Origin of the sequence: Shimia sp. R11_0 (assembly GCF_017744035.1) — a bacterium.
GTDB classification, from domain to species: Bacteria; Pseudomonadota; Alphaproteobacteria; order Rhodobacterales; family Rhodobacteraceae; genus Shimia; species Shimia marina.
In genome coordinates this window covers 379,153-394,178 of sequence record NZ_JAGHQY010000004.1, presented here as the reverse complement: position 1 = coordinate 394,178, position 15,026 = coordinate 379,153, and the positions used below count along the sequence as shown (strand labels likewise).

Here is a 15,026-nt window from a genome sequence, read left to right as displayed (position 1 = left end):
TTTTATTGAATTGAGGCAACTACATGCATGCTTTGCATGGATGATGAGAGTTTAGAAATCCTCCCAATCCTCGCTTGCCAAGTTGCTTGCGGCGGGAGTGACTTTGGGGTTGGGGTGCGCCTGCTGTTGCATCGTAATTTTGACCTCTGGGGTGCCACTTTGTGGAGTCGCTACCTTCGGGCCTTCATCTTCTTTGAGGGCTTTGGCAGGTTTTGCAATTTTTTTCTTTGCAGACTTCTTGGGCGCGGATTTTTCAACCTTTGCATCCTGCTCGGCGTCTGCGTCCCATTCCTGTGCAATGGCCTCACTCTCGGACGCGGATACAGACGAGCTGTTGTCTTCTTTCCCACTTTGTTTTGAGGGTTTCGCAGGTTTGGGAACTTTTGTCGTGCTATGCTCTTCAACGGCCATTGGTGTCAGTTTGAAAACTTGGAGCACATCAGCCATGCGCCCGGCTTCTTCAAAGAGGTTGCGGCTTGCAGCGGAGGATTCTTCGATCATGGCCGCATTGCGCTGTGTGACGCGATCAAGTTCGGTCACACTCTCTTTGATTTCGCGTAAATTATCGGCTTGATCTCGTGAGCCCGTTGCAATCAGGGCAACCAATTCAGAGGCTTGGGTGACGCCTGTGATGATCTCCTGAAGGGAACTGCCGGCTTTGTTCACAAGTTCGCTTCCTTGAGTGACTTGCTCGCCAGAGCGCAAAATGAGCTCTTTGATTTCATTTGCCGAATCCGAAGCACGCTGCGCTAGGGCGCGGACCTCTGAAGCGACAACTGCGAAGCCGCGACCCGCTTCACCAGCTCGTGCCGCTTCCACACCCGCATTCAAAGCTAACAGGTTTGTTTGAAAGGCGATGTCATCAATCACACCAGTAATGGCTGCAATCTGTTCAGAACTCTCTTCGATATTGCGCATGGCCTGAACGGTCAGTTCCACAACTTCTCCGCCTGCTTGCGCCTGCTTGTGGTTCTGCAAGATCCGCTCACTGGCGTCTGCGGCGTTTTCCGCAGTTGTCTCCACCGAAGAACTTAGGGTTTCAATTGCTGCAGCAGACTCTTCCAATGTGACCGCTTGCGCTTCGGAGCGTTTGGACTGGTCAACAACACTGTCGGAAATTTCACGTGCGCTGGTTTTTACAGATTCTGCTGCCTGCGTGGCTGTGGAGAGCACGCTCCTTAGGTTGGAGAGAACATCGTTGAAGTCTTCGCAGATCCGGAGGTAATCTTGATCAAGGTTTGAGAAGTCTTGGATGTCGATAGGGCGATCGACACGACCGTCTGCAATCTCTGCGAGGCCTGCCCCCAGACGATCAAACAGTCGCATGCGTTCTTGATCTTCGGCAGCACGTAGATCGCGCTCTTCATCGTCTTTTGTTAGGCGGTTACGAACATGCAGAAGGCTTGTTGCAATTTTACCGATCTCGTCTTTTCTATCAGTAAATGAAATCTCTGCCTGATAGTTGTGCTCGGCAATCTGCTCTAGTTCATGGCCGATTTGCAAAACCGGGCGGGTGACCATGCGACCGATCAGAAGGATCATCAAGCCAATACCAATAACGGTTGCGATTGCACTGACAAGTAAGCTTTTGAAGGCATCGCGCGATGCCATCGCATGCGCTGGAGAGAGATCCCAAGCTATGATGAAGAAACCAACAGGTTTGGAGCTGCTGGTTGATTTTATGGGGGAGGCTGCAACGACCACTTCAGTATCGATTAGAGAGGCCTGAAGTTCACCGCTTTCAAGAATTCTCTGGGCTTCTAGCATTGTCGCTGCGACAGAAGGCGCGCGCTCTTCGGTCGCACTAAAGGAAGACAGGCTGCCTTCCGTCGCATGAATGACATCCACTGCGATAATGCTAGGATCGTCTTCAACCACGGATCCGTAAATCGCAGCCACCCGTGTGCTGTCTAGAAACTTTGTCGGCGCACCGAGTTGGCTTGCCACCAAATCAGAAATCAAACCAGAGTTCTGCACCAGTGTTGCTTCCAGCGACGCTTTTTTGTTGGCCACTTGCAAATTGTAGCCAACAGTCAAAGCAAAGGTGGCTGTAAGCGCTACAGCCCCCGCTAGTTTTGCCTGAATGCCAAGGCCTGTCATGCGAGAGCGAAGTCGTGCGAACAGAGTCATCTGGTATTCCTGTTTGGTGAGTTTCCAGTCACGAAAACGGATTGCTGATTAAAGTGAAGCACCTTTCTGGGTGATTTGGGATGACTTGGCCGAGAGTTCGGCGAGATGGCGATCTGTGTTGTCGTGAAAGTTCTCCAAACGGGCAATGATACCATCTAGGCCGCTGTCCACATCACGCATGCGGCCGCTTTCCACTTTGCAGAGCAACTTCACCACATCCAGTCCATTGATGCGTCGGCGCAAACTACGGCAGATATCCGGGATGGATTTGCCGACAGATGCGATTTCGATCAAACGCGTGCGACTGAGTTGTTGCAGCCGTTCGTTGTGATCTTCCAGTAAGCGCATGCCTTCAGATGCCATGTCGGTATCTGTTGCCGCGTCGCTTCTTGCTTGCTTTAGCAACTGTGCCATTTGAAGCGCTGCGCGGCCGTCGCTCACAGCATCATTCATCTGGCGTAGTGCCCCAGATTCAGGATCATGCAAGCGCCCAACGAGCCCATGCATTTCCTTGGCCATGGCATCGTAGTTTTGCGAAATCGTGCCAAGGGCTGCGCCCGCGCCTTCAAGCCGCCCGGCCAGGATCCGCAAGTTCACAGGCTCACCACGCACGCGCGCAAAGCCCTGTTCAATGCTGTTCACTAAGCTTTGCATATCATGTACGAGGCCAGCCAAATCATCCATAAGAGCGAATGAATTGATATGCTCTGCTTCAATGATATTTCGTAGTTTGAACTCCTCGTTCAAGATGCTGTACCCGTAGCCTTTTATATCGTCGAAGCCCATCTCTTTGAGCTTTTCGGTCAAGAGCGCTGCGCTGTGCTCTGGGGTCATTCCCGACGCTTCTTCTTTCAAGAGGTCGGCATATACAGCTTTGGTTGCCTCAAATAGCTCTGAACCTGGGCGAATACGGGCGGATAGATATCCGTTTTCAGTGTGTGTGATGACAGCCAGAACCCAGTAGTACCCGCCAGATTTCGTCTTATTTTTGACATAGGCGCAAACTGGCTTTCCTGCTTTCAGGTGATCCCACAAAAGATAGAAAACGCCCTTAGGAGTATCCGGGTGGCGAACGAGTTTATGGGGCGCGCCGAGAAGTTCGTCACTGGTGAAACCGGCCACTTCGCAAAAGCGTGGGCTTGCGAAGCCAATCACACCACGTTGATCTGTTGCAGAGGTTAAAATTTGCTCAATGGGAAAGCGCACCTCGGTTGAAGCAGTATCTGTCCCGGAGCTCGCGATCTTGGTCATGGCGTTCATTTTGACATTCCAGTTTTGACTGATGAGCTGTTCGGCTCAGAAGAGGTTAACAGTGCCCGCGTCAGGGGACATGTCGGCGGTTTTCTTGCTGTCGCAGAGGCGCGACTTCAGGTAGTCCAGTCGCACGCTGTCTTTTAGGTCCTGCACACTCAATTCAGGCCCGGCACCAATCATTTTCGACATGCTTGTCAACAGCACTGCGATGTCATCGAGATGCTGAAAGAGCGCGTCAACCCGCTGTAGATCACGGATTTTGTTTTGATCAACGCCGGACAAGTCTAACTCGCTGGTTAGGTTGTCCAAGGCGTGAGCAATGGACGCCAGATCTGCCACGTCTTCTGAGATCGTGGAGAGGACATCTGCTGTGGTGCGTGTGCTCATGTTAAATCCTTTTTAGGTGCCCCCATCACAGGGGCCCTACGACCTTCTCGATGCATGCTTTCAATTGGGCCGTTTGGAACGGCTTCTTGATGAAGTTGTTCATGCCCAGCTTCACGCCCTTGTTGATTGTATCCGGATCTGCGCGGCCCGTGATCAAAATGAAACCTGTGCGAGCTGTCGCTTTGTTCGCGCGAATGCCCTCCAAGAGCTGCAGACCGTCCATCCCGGGCATGTTGAAGTCTGACAGAATCAAATGCACAGGCTTGGACGCCAAGCTACGCCATGCTGTAGCACCGTCGTTTTCTGTACGGTAATTGGTAATCCCGATTTCATCGAGTGCCTGCGTGATCAGACCACGGCTCGTGGACATGTCATCTACAACCAGAATATGCAGCTTATCTTTCAAGCTCATTGTATGTTCCCCATGTGCAAAGTTGCATTGGATGTGCTGTTTCCAATGCGAGAGGTGTCTGTTGAAAAAACGCCTCGCCCAACCATTGTGAATAGTTCGGCATGTTCAGGGCCAATCCCCTCGGAATGGCCTATGAAGAGGAGTCCGTTCTGGCAAAGCTGCTCGCCAAACCTTTGCCAAAGCCGACTCTGGGTCGGCGCATCAAAATAGATCGCAACATTGCGACACATAATGATGTCAAACTTGCCTTTGAACGGCCACTCGCCGTGCAAATTTAAGCGCCGGAAGCTGATCAGGTCACGCACTTTGTCGTTCACTGAACGCCGCTCTCCAGACCCATCCACAGGCATGAAGTACTTGTCTCCCTGACCGTTGGGGAGCGAACCCGTGGATGACGCTGGATAGACACCGCGTTTGGCCGTGGCCAAAATTTCGGTATCAATGTCTGTCGCCAAGATTTTGACGTCTAAATCACCGGCCTCAGGACAGGCATCCAATACGTTGAATGCCAAGCCATAAGGCTCCTCGCCGCTGGAGCATCCCGCAGACCAAATACGAACCCGTTTGCCTTTGCGGGCCTGGTTCATAAGGTCAGGTAAGATGTCGTTGGCGAGCTGCTCAAAATGATGCCCTTCGCGATTGAAGCGCGTCATGTTGGTTGTATACGCGCTTACAAAGCGCGTTTGCTCATCCTGCCCTTGGGGCGAAAGCATGTAGTCGATGTAGCTATCGACGGTGTCATAACCAGTGGCGCGCAAGCGCTTTGAAAGCCGGGATGCAACCATCGTGCGCTTGTGCGGTTGTAGGTCGATGCCCATCATCTCCCGCACGAGCCCGGCAATGCGGCTAAAGTCCGCATCACTGATTGAGCCTTCTTCAAGTGTATGCTGCGCCATCTGGGTCATGCTGCTGACAGAGTTTCCTGGGGCATGATCTGATGAACGTCGATTGCCCGAACGATGGTTTCTTCCAGCGTGTACACACCACGGATAAATGCCGTTGTTTTTGTGGATGAAACCTCCGGCGTTGGTTTCATTTCCTCGGTGTTGACGGTGATAATGTTGGACACTGCATCCACCAGGAAGCCGACGCTCTTTTCATCGATATGTGCGATGATGATCACATGCCGGGATTCTGGAATGGTTTTGCCCAAGCCAAGACGCATAGAAAGATCGATCACAGGAAGAACCGCGCCCCGCAGGTTCATCATGCCGACGACATAGTCTGGGGCATGCGGCAGCGTGGTTGTGTTGGTCCATCCACGAATTTCCAAAACGTGGCCGATGTCCAGACAGAAAGCCTGTTCACCGATCGTAAAAGACACAATCTCAATCCGATTGTCGGTCTTCTCGAGTGTTGCTTGTTCAGACATAAGAGTTCACCTCTGCGAGTTCGGACCCCTTGCGCAGTCCTGGATTTCCGTTGCCGGGTGATGGGATCATTTGGTCGGTGTCTACGATCAAAGCGATTTTGCCATTGCCTAGAATTGTGGCCGCAGCGATGCCCGGGATGGATTGATAGTTCTGCTCGAGCCCTTTGATGACAACTTCGCGCTGTTCCACGATGCCATCCACAGCAAGCGCGGAGCGCCGCCCGGACTCACCTTCAATCAACAGGAGGGATTGATTGTTGAAGTCATCCAAGGGGGTGCGGAAGCCAAGTGCTTCTCCCAGGTCCACAATCGGGAGCATGGAGTCGTTCACTGACAGGCCGCGATCACCGTCACAGAAATCGTGTATGTTGGCCTGTCCTGGCTGTAGCGTTTCGCGCAAGGCCACCGTTGGCACGACCAGAGATTCTCCGGCGACTTCGATTAGCATACCTTCCATAACTGCGAGCGTCAGAGGCAGGGAGATCGTGATCGTTGTGCCTTTGCCTGGCTCCGACTGTAGATTGATCCGGCCGCCAAGCGCTTGAATTTCAGAACGCACCACGTCCATACCGACGCCACGACCGGAGAGCTGCGAAATTTCATCCGCGGTCGAAAACCCGGGACGGAACAACAGATTGTCAATGTCGCTATCTGTCAGGTCGTCCTCTGGACGCACCAGACCTTTTTCCTCGGCTTTCTGGCGCACTTTGACGCGGTTCACGCCTGCCCCATCATCAGAGAGTGAGATCACCACTCGACCAGAGCGGTGGGCCGCCTCAAGCTTGATGGTGCCCATTTCCGGCTTGCCAGCAGCGAGCCGGTCCTCGGCAGTTTCCAAGCCATGGTCGACTGAGTTTCTGATCATGTGGGTCAGTGGTTCGACGAGCCGTTCGGTAACGGTTTTGTCGACTTCTGTTGCTTCACCCACCATGACGAGACGTGAAGTTTTGCCCGCCTGACGCGAAGATTCACGCACAATGCGGCTCATGCGTTGAAACAGACCACGCACGGGTTGCGCGCGAATGGCCATGACGCTTTCTTGCAGCACGCCAGAGAGTGTTTTGAGTTGTCCGATTGCTTCGCTCACCGCGCTGTTGGCAGAGACTGGCAATTCATTCATGGACTGGCGCAACATGGCTTCACTGATCACAAGTTCCCCGACGAGGTTGATCAGACGGTCTACGCGATTCAGATCCACGCGGATGGTGCTGTTGCGCGGTTCAGAAGACTTTTTTCCACTGTCTCCGCTTTTGGCCTCCTGTTTCTCAGCCTTCGGCGACGCTACTGGCGCCTTGGCTTTAGGCTTAGGAGCGGTTTTGACAGGAGCTGCTGCGATTTCCTCTACGGGCGCCGGCGCTGGCTCTGGCGCTTCAGGCTCTTCTGCGGCAACAGTTTCGGAGATGGTCAAAGAGCATTGACCTTCCACAAACTCGAAGATTTCGCGGATCGCGCTTTCATCTATGCCGTCATCTGGACGCAGTGTGAGTGTCCATGAAATTGCGGCCGGAGGCTCCTGCAGGTTTTCTAGTGGCGCAACGCTGGTGCGATCCGCTTCCACAGTCAGGTCCCCCATTTCTCCAAGAGCTCTGAAGAGAAGGGCTGGGTCGTGGCCACGAGCATAAAGTACTGGCTCAGCTTTGAATGTGACCACGTAGTGTGTCGCACTGTCGGCTGCGGGCATCAAGGGGGGCAGACCAGGCAAATCGCCCGGGCCATCATCCTCTCCGCCCAAGTCCAGACCGATGTCCAATGTCAGCGCAACAAAGTCATCCTCGGAAACTTCGTTTGCATCGTCCTCGTCATCGGCGGCGCCACCGTTGGCGTTTTGGGTCGTCTGTTTTAGCTCGGCAAGGACAGCCGCACCGTCGGAATCCGGCAGATCGTTGTCTTCGCGGGCTGCATCCACCAAATCGCTCAGGTGGTCAAACCCGGAGAACATAAGAGCGGTGATGGTGGGGTCTACGTCCAACTTGTTAGAGCGTAGGTCATCCAGCACATTTTCAAATGCATGGGCAAATTTAATCAGGCGATCAAGGCCAAAAGCCCCGGCGCCGCCTTTGATGGAATGCACGGAACGGAACATCGCATTGATGGTTTCCGCATCCGAGGTCTCGTTCTGGAGATCATCCAGACCGGTCGACAGAACCTCTAGCAGGTCGTCGCATTCCTCAAAGAACATGTCACGAAGATCGGACATCACTCAGTTCCTTTCAGACAACCAGACGGTTAATGATTGCAACAAGCTTCTCGGCATCAAAGGGTTTGACGATCCACCCCGTCGCGCCAGCGGTACGAGCGCGTTGTTTGAGCTCTTCGCCACTTTCGGTGGTAAGCACTAGTATAGGCAGCGAAGCGCACTCAGGGCGGGCCCGTACGCCCTCGATCATGCCGAAACCATCCAGGCGTGGCATGTTGATATCAGTGATGACGAGGTCTGGATCGGAGCCGCTCAGTTTGTCGAGCCCGTCTACACCGTCTTCGGCAAGATCAACGTCAAAACCAGCATCAGTGAGAGCGGTTTGAATCATCGCGCGCATCGTGCGCGAGTCATCAACAGCGAGAATCTTGGTTGTCATGCGTTGCCCCTTTCAACAAGACAGTCATGGGGCAGGCCGAGCCGCTCCATGCCTTTCAGGAATTCATCGGATGGTTGTTTCAATTCAAAAGCTAGGCCGCGCGCATCCCATTCCGCGCGTGTCGCTAAAAGCAATTCTGCTCCAGCCCCGCCGAGGAATTCCACATGGTGCGCATCAAGTGCCAGTGGCTGACCGCGAGAGGCTTCGATTGCAAGTCGCAGTTCAGAGCAGTGAGCAAAATCCAGCTGCTGCGGCAGCGCAATGCAGTCTGGTTGAGGAGAAGTGTTTTCTGTGTTCATGGCTCAGTTGGATTTCGGTTTCGGACAGGCTGATTTGAAGCACCGTAATGCGACATGCCTTAACACCGCGTTACCCCCTGTTCTCCCGGTTCAAAGACGCCAAAATTATTGAAAAGTTCCGAGGATAAACCATAGGAGGGAAGTGATTTAAGGCACTGAAAAGGAAAAGAAATCTGGACTTTTCTGGCGCAAGATACACGTCGGGAATTCCAGTGCGAGAGAATGGCACAATGAGAAACAGCGCCCGTAGGGACGCTGCTATGCCGAGCTGTAGATTTTAGTGCTAAGCTGTGGAATCGTACGCGATTTCGTGCTCAGCGAGAATCCTATTGTGTCTCGTTGCTAAGATGCGATTTTAGCTTCAAATAGCGCCGTTAAGAGCCAGCGAACTCTGTGAGAATTCTTGTGAAAGCCTCGACACCTTGGGCTCCCGACGTGGCCTGTTTGGCGCCGAGAATCATAGTTGGAACGCCGGAGACACCGCGCGATGTCCAGAAAAACTGTTTCTTTCTGACCTCTTGCGCATAAGTTTGGCCGTCTAAAGCCGTTTGTGCTTTGGCGACATCTAATCCAAGTGAGTCGATAACATCTAGCAAGACATGCTCGTCACTCACATCACGTCCGTCTGTGAAATAGGTATCAAACAATGCAAGTTTCAACCGATGTGTTTGACCGATGGTGGAGGCCCAGTGCAACAATTGATGCGCTTTAAAGGTGTTGTAGATGCGGCTCTCTTCCGTCCAGTTAAATGTGATGTTCAGCTGCGCTCCCACTGTTGAGAGATGTGCGCGAGCGTCTTCTGATTGTTTTGCCGTTGAGCCATATTTGCGCATGATATGCTCTTTTAGGTTTTCCCCCTCAGGAACCATATCCGGATTGAGCTCGAAAGGATGCCAATAGGGCTCAATTTGAATGCCAGTGTTTCTGGATGCTTGCTCCAATTGACGGAAGCCGACAATGCACCAAGGACAGACAACGTCAGAGATGATGTCGACACGAATAGGATCAGAGGTCACGAAATTTTCCTTTGCGGCTGGAGCGTTGTTGCATGCTTGGCGGCAACCAATGCAGGAGGCAAATCACCCTTGGGTGATATCAAGGCAGAGTCCCCAACCACAGCCAGACCGATACAACAGAGAAGGCCGTCCCGATCAGGACGGTAGAGGCCGCTACCCGCATGCCTCTGCCATACATATTTGCAAAGAGATAAGCATTGATGCCTGGCGCCATGGAGGCTGTGACAACCGCTGATCGTAGGCTCTCTGTCGCGATGCCGTTGATTGTGCCGAACCCATAGGTGAGAGCAGGGTGTAACCCGAGAGAAACTGCGCAACAAAATAGAATCGTGCGCATGTCGCCTTCTGGCCGGTATCGATACAAGACACCGCCCATGCCAAACAATGCTGCAGGCAGAGCGGCCGAGGCCAGAAGGTTGACGGCATGCATCACTGGTTCGGGAACAGGAACGCCACCAAGGTTAACTGCAAACCCAAGGCCAATTCCCAGTATCAGCGCGTTTGAGAACATTGCCTTGAGCACCGTGAGCAGGACGCGAGACTGTGCCGTACGGCGCGCGCGCATGACTTCCATAGTTGCTATGCCCAAGCCATAGCAGAATGGCGCATGGATAGAGATAATGGCGTAGTTCCCTGTCAAACTATCGGTGCCATAGGCCCTCTCCATAATTGCCAAGCCCAGAAGCAACGAGTTTGAGAACAGGCAGACAAAACCAATAGCGGTGGCGTCCTCCCAATCGCGTCCAAACAGAAACCTGGCGCCAATCAATCCCGTTCCAAAACACAAGAAGGCTGCGCCATAGAAGCTACCCATCATGCTCATGTTGTATTCCGCGGCGAGATCCAAATTGGATATCGCACGAAATAGCAGCACAGGAACCGCGAAATTCGTCGCAAAACGCATGAGGCCATCGACATTGGTTGGGCTGAAATAGCCTCGCCATGCTGCCAGATAGCCAAAACCAATCAAAATAAAGACTGGCATGATGACGGAGATCAGCGTTTGCATGGGGCATATGTCTCCGCGCACACAGAGGGTGTTATAAGTCGAAGACCACCTTCATGCCGTCAAAAGCCGGAACGACATGATCCGGCGTTTCTGCTGCAACAGTGTCATAGTCCAAATCGATGTGCATGTTAGTCAGTATCGCCTGTTCTGGCGCAAGTTTTTCGATCCACTCTAGAGCCTGATCTAAATTTGCATGCGTCGGGTGCGGGGCACGACGCAGCGCATCAACGATAAAACACTTCTGACTAGCCAATTTTGGCCAAGACTCATCATAGATTCTCGCCGCATCAGGCATGTAAACAACGTCATTCACCCGAAACGCCAATGCATCAATGCTACCATGGTCTACGCGGATGGGCTGAAAAGTAATATCACCACCTGCCCCCGAGATGACGAAGTTGTCTTCGTCAATTGTGTGCAATTCCAAGATCGGAGGGTACGGTGAATCCGCCGGTTGCACAAAGGCATAGCCAAAGCGTGACAAAAGGTCGTTCTGCGTTGCTCCATCCGCCCAAACCGGCACACGTTTGCGCATGTTGAAGACGATCATACGCAGGTCATCAATGCCATGTACGTGATCAGCATGAGGATGCGTGTAGACGACAGCATCCAGTGCGCCCACATCTGCCGATAGCAACTGCTCTCGCATGTCCGGTGATGTGTCGACCAAAACTGTGGTCTTGCCTACATCAGTTTCCTTTTCAATCAGAAGGGAACACCGTCTGCGCCTGTTTTTGGGGTTGTCAGGATTACATTCACCCCAGAGGCCACCGATGCGCGGCACACCTCCTGAACTGCCGCAGCCTAAGATCGTAAAGGTGAGGCGAGATGTCATGCGGCGTCAGCTTTCAGTTTTGCTTTGCTGAACAAACGTTCGAAATTTGCCTGTGTTTGAGCTGCAAAGGCAGGATAGTCGAGATTGAAAACCTCCGCACCGATGCGCGCTGTTTTCTCCACATAGGCAGGCTCGTTGCGTTTGCCTCGATAAGGGGGAGGCGCAAGGTAAGGTGCGTCAGTTTCCACCAATATGCGCTCGACAGGGGCTGCAGCAAAAATATCTCGAACGTCTTGAGAGCGCGGAAACGCAGCAATGCCTGACATGGAAAGATAAAAGCCCAAATCCAGCATGCGTTTTGCAAGCTCTGGGCCAGAGCTGTAGCAGTGCATCACACAGGAAAAGTCCGCTTGTTTGTGCTCTTCCGTAAGAATCGCTGCCATGTCATCGTCTGCATCGCGACTGTGAATGATAAGGGGAAGCCCTGTTTGACGCGCTGCCTCGATATGCACACGAAGCGACGTTTGCTGCACCGCCTTGCTGTCCGCCGTGTAGTGGTAATCCAGACCTGTCTCGCCGATCCCGACCATCTTCGGGTGCTGCGCGATTTCCACCAGTTGATCAACGGTTGCCATCGGTTCGTCTGCCGCGCTCATGGGATGCGTTCCGGCCGCATAGAAAACAGGTACATGCGCTTCGGCGATGGCGCGCACCGATGGCTCATTTTTCAGTTTTGTGCATATCGTGACCATTCTTGTCACACCAGCCTCTGCGGCCCGTGCAATAATCTCAGGCAGTTGGCCTTCGAAATCGGGAAAATCCAGGTGGCAATGGCTATCGGTGATGAATGGGACGTTTGACAAGGTTCAGGCAGCCGCTGTTTGGTGTATCTTGAACACCGTATCCAGCACCAAAGAGGCCGGGTCAAGGTTCACGGCCTTACCGTGGCGCGTTCTGTCTGTAATCTCCTGAGCAGCTTGCGCCCATGCGCGCGCTTTATGCGCCGAGGGGGCGAACCGCATCAAAACCTCCGCCTCATGAGGGACAATTTCCACTGACGGCGGATGGCCCAAGGCACCTGTGCGGGCGAGACGTGTCAGGAAAAGGTCGATAATCGTCAATAACATTTCAAAGCGAGCTTCGGCACCTTTGGTGCCAACAGAGTTCACCAGGTTCAGCGCCTTGGCACGATCAAATCCACGCGGCCCCGCGAACAGATTGAGCAACTCGGCATAAAGTGGCAGCCCGTCCTGTTGTAGGATCCGCAAAGCCTCGCCAACAGATCCTCCCGCCATTTCGGAAAGAGCTGGGCTCTCACCTGCTTCAAAGCCTGCTTGCTGTAGCGCAAGATGCATATCGTCTGGAGAGAGAGGGTGTAGACGCAGCTCTCGACACCTCGACCGAATGGTAGGTAAGAGCCTTGAGGGTTGATGCGAAATCAACAGCATGACCGTTCGCGCAGGCGGCTCCTCAAGCATTTTGAGCAAAGCATTTGCGGCGTTTACGTTCATCTCGTCAGCACTGTCCACAATAACCACACGGCGTCCGCCGTCAGCCATGGACATATGTAGGAAGCTACTGAGTTCACGTACTTCGTTCACGCGGATCTCGGCAGCAAATTTGCCGTCTTGTCGCGACTTTTCTCGTGCACTGTCCGTGCTGCCGGCAAAGCCACGTCTCAACAAGAATACACCCGGTTCGGACAAAGCGCGAATGCGGTGTGCAACAGGGTGTTCCGAGTCTACGGTGAGTGAGGTATGCTCAAGGGCTTCAGTGGCGAACATCCCACCACCCCCTTCTGCCGGTTGGCTGAGCAGGAAGCGAGCAATACGCCATGCCAGCGTTGCTTTTCCAACCCCCATTGGCCCGGAAATCAACCATCCATGATGCAGGCGATTGGAGTTGAACGCGGTAAGGAAGTCATCCTCAGCACCCGCCTGACCGTAAAGGTGGTCAGTTTCTCGCGGATGTGGAGCACCTTCGACGCGATCAGGTTCATGTTGAGGATCTGCGCTCACGCGTTCAGACCTTTTTGAAGATGCTGGGTGACGGCGGAAAGCACATCGCCCGCCACAGCCTCCTTGTTGTCTGCGCCATTAATAACAACAAACCGCTCGGGAAATTCTCTTGAAAGACGAAGGAAACCTTGGCGCATCTGCTGTTGCAGACCTTCTCCAAAATCTTCAAAGCGTTCTTCACTGGTTTGGCGAGACTTGGCGCGAGCCAGCCCGACAGAGGGATCCATGTCAATCAGAATAGTCAAATCCGGTTCTCGCCCGATCATCAGGCTGTGCAACTGATCCACAAGCGAACGCAGATCTCCTCTGGAGAGACCCTGATACATGCGAGTGCTATCTGCAAAGCGGTCGCAGATTACGGTTTTCCCTGCAGCAAGCGCTGGCAAAATTGTACGCTCTAAGTGATCACGTCGCGCCGCGGTAAACAGCAAAATCTCAGTTTCTGCAGACCAACGATCCGGGTCACCTTCCAGAACAAGGCTGCGAATTTCCTCAGCCCCGACCGATCCTCCGGGTTCGCGGGTTAAAATCACATCATGTCCCAAATCACGCAGTAGATCCGCCAGCAGCGCAGCCTGTGTGGATTTTCCAGAGCCATCAATGCCCTCAAAGGAAATAAAACGGCCTTGGGTCACGAGGCACCTTCGGCTTGAGGACCAAACTGTGAAATCAAAAGGCTGGTTGCTGTCCGCAACCTCACCATGAAGCCGCCCTCAGGAACATCGGTCTCCGCAACCAATGGAATACGCATTTCAGGCAGATCATCTGGGGACAGCACTAGTTCTGCAAGTGGCATGCCTTTGGTGATGGGGGCTTGGATCGGTCCATTGAAAATCACTTCGCCCTTGACGGCACTGCGAGACAAGACCGGAAGCAAAATTTCAAGATCTTGGGCAGGGACAAGACCCACTTTGGGAGTTTTCCCCATCCATACATCCGCTTGTGCGACACGCTCCCCCTCCCGAACCAAAGTGGTTTCGGAAAACTGGCGGAAAGCCCAGTTTACGATCTGTTCTGAGACTTCTGCGCGATCCTTCGCGCTATCCAATCCTGAGAAGGCAAAAATCACCCGACGCGGGCCCTGCTTGGCAGATCCGACCAGCCCATAGCCCGCCTCCTGTGTGTGGCCGGTTTTTAACCCATCTGCACCAATGTCCAGCCGCAGCAATGGGTTCCGGTTCTGAGTGTTCTGTGGTGCCCGTCCATCAAACGGGAACTCGGTCTCAGAGAACATCGGGTAGAACTCAGGAAAATCGGTAATCAACCGATTTGCAAGCAGAACCAGATCACGCATACTCATTCGGTGACCCGCAGCGGGCCAGCCATTTGAATTTACAAAAGTTGAATTGGTCATGCCCATCTGGCGGGCGCGGCGTGTCATTTGGCGCGCGAAGCCTGCTTCGGTACCGTCTGGGCTGAGCGTTTCCGCCAATACAGCACAGGCATCGTTGCCCGACAAAACGATCACGCCGCGCAAAAGGTCTTCCACTTTCACACGATCGGTCGTGTCTAGAAACATCGTGGACCCACCATAGTTCATGGCGTGTTGGGACACCGGCAATGTTTCACTCATGGACAAGCGGCCATCCCTGACGGCTTCGAACGCCATGTAGAGAGTCATCAATTTAGACATGGACGCTGGTGGCAACGCATCATCGGCGTTTTTGGCCATCAAAACGGTGCCCGTTGTCTGGTCCATCACAAAAGCTGCCTTTGCTTTGGTCTCAAAGGCCGCAGCCTGTACGGCAAAAAACACGCCGCATAGTGTTGTCAGCATA

At 53.4% G+C, this 15,026-nt stretch carries 16 protein-coding genes; all 16 read right to left on the bottom strand.

Going from position 1 to position 15,026, the window contains the following annotated elements; all coding sequences use genetic code 11:
• Positions 1-51 precede the first annotated feature (51 nt).
• The 16 genes from J7382_RS11165 to J7382_RS11090 all read right to left on the bottom strand — a co-directional run bounded on the left by J7382_RS11165 (position 52) and on the right by J7382_RS11090 (position 15,025).
• Complete coding sequence (locus J7382_RS11165; protein ID WP_209069101.1) at positions 52-2,130, bottom strand: methyl-accepting chemotaxis protein; 2,079 nt, start codon at positions 2,128-2,130, stop codon at positions 52-54.
• Positions 2,131-2,178: 48 nt separating this feature from the next.
• Positions 2,179-3,390 (bottom strand): PAS domain-containing protein, encoded by a 1,212-nt coding sequence (locus J7382_RS11160; RefSeq protein WP_209069100.1) that lies wholly within the window; start codon positions 3,388-3,390, stop codon positions 2,179-2,181.
• Between the two features lie 36 nt (positions 3,391-3,426).
• Complete coding sequence (locus tag J7382_RS11155) at positions 3,427-3,771, bottom strand: hypothetical protein (protein ID WP_209069099.1); 345 nt, start codon at positions 3,769-3,771, stop codon at positions 3,427-3,429.
• A 25-nt stretch (positions 3,772-3,796) separates the two neighbouring features.
• A complete protein-coding gene (locus tag J7382_RS11150; protein WP_209069098.1) occupies positions 3,797-4,183 on the bottom strand; it encodes a response regulator in 387 nt (128 codons plus the stop codon).
• The gene (locus J7382_RS11145; protein ID WP_209069097.1) at positions 4,180-5,088 is read right to left on the bottom strand and encodes a protein-glutamate O-methyltransferase; all 909 of its coding nucleotides are present in this window, start codon (positions 5,086-5,088) and stop codon (positions 4,180-4,182) included. The genes J7382_RS11150 and J7382_RS11145 overlap by 4 nt, the downstream gene beginning before the upstream one ends.
• Positions 5,085-5,555 carry a chemotaxis protein CheW gene (locus J7382_RS11140; RefSeq protein ID WP_209069096.1) on the bottom strand — a complete coding sequence of 157 codons (471 nt, stop codon included), beginning with the start codon at positions 5,553-5,555 and terminating at the stop codon, positions 5,085-5,087. The genes J7382_RS11145 and J7382_RS11140 overlap by 4 nt, the downstream gene beginning before the upstream one ends.
• Entirely contained in the window at positions 5,548-7,752 is a 2,205-nt protein-coding gene (locus tag J7382_RS11135; RefSeq protein WP_209069095.1) for a chemotaxis protein CheA, read from the bottom strand. Before J7382_RS11135 ends, J7382_RS11140 begins: the two co-directional genes overlap by 8 nt.
• Positions 7,753-7,765: 13 nt before the next feature.
• Positions 7,766-8,131, bottom strand: a complete 366-nt coding sequence (locus J7382_RS11130) for a response regulator (protein ID WP_058239404.1) — start codon at positions 8,129-8,131, stop codon at positions 7,766-7,768.
• Positions 8,128-8,430, bottom strand: coding sequence for an STAS domain-containing protein (locus J7382_RS11125; RefSeq protein ID WP_058239403.1), 303 nt, complete (start codon positions 8,428-8,430; stop codon positions 8,128-8,130). Before J7382_RS11125 ends, J7382_RS11130 begins: the two co-directional genes overlap by 4 nt.
• A 374-nt stretch (positions 8,431-8,804) precedes the next feature.
• On the bottom strand, positions 8,805-9,446 hold the full coding sequence (locus tag J7382_RS11120) for a DsbA family oxidoreductase (protein WP_209069094.1): 642 nt from the start codon (positions 9,444-9,446) through the stop codon (positions 8,805-8,807).
• A 79-nt stretch (positions 9,447-9,525) separates the two neighbouring features.
• Positions 9,526-10,455 (bottom strand): AEC family transporter, encoded by a 930-nt coding sequence (locus J7382_RS11115; protein WP_209069093.1) that lies wholly within the window; start codon positions 10,453-10,455, stop codon positions 9,526-9,528.
• Positions 10,456-10,486: 31 nt separating this feature from the next.
• Complete coding sequence (locus tag J7382_RS11110) at positions 10,487-11,290, bottom strand: MBL fold metallo-hydrolase (RefSeq protein ID WP_209069092.1); 804 nt, start codon at positions 11,288-11,290, stop codon at positions 10,487-10,489.
• Positions 11,287-12,093: a TatD family hydrolase gene (locus J7382_RS11105; RefSeq protein WP_209069091.1), complete on the bottom strand. Its 807-nt coding sequence runs from the start codon at positions 12,091-12,093 to the stop codon at positions 11,287-11,289. Before J7382_RS11105 ends, J7382_RS11110 begins: the two co-directional genes overlap by 4 nt.
• A gap of 3 nt (positions 12,094-12,096) precedes the next feature.
• Positions 12,097-13,248 (bottom strand): DNA polymerase III subunit delta', encoded by a 1,152-nt coding sequence (locus J7382_RS11100; protein WP_209069090.1) that lies wholly within the window; start codon positions 13,246-13,248, stop codon positions 12,097-12,099.
• Positions 13,245-13,883 (bottom strand): dTMP kinase, encoded by a 639-nt coding sequence (tmk, locus tag J7382_RS11095; RefSeq protein WP_209069089.1) that lies wholly within the window; start codon positions 13,881-13,883, stop codon positions 13,245-13,247. Before tmk ends, J7382_RS11100 begins: the two co-directional genes overlap by 4 nt.
• Entirely contained in the window at positions 13,880-15,025 is a 1,146-nt protein-coding gene (locus J7382_RS11090; RefSeq protein ID WP_247744972.1) for a D-alanyl-D-alanine carboxypeptidase family protein, read from the bottom strand. The genes tmk and J7382_RS11090 overlap by 4 nt, the downstream gene beginning before the upstream one ends.
• Position 15,026: the final 1 nt, after the last annotated feature.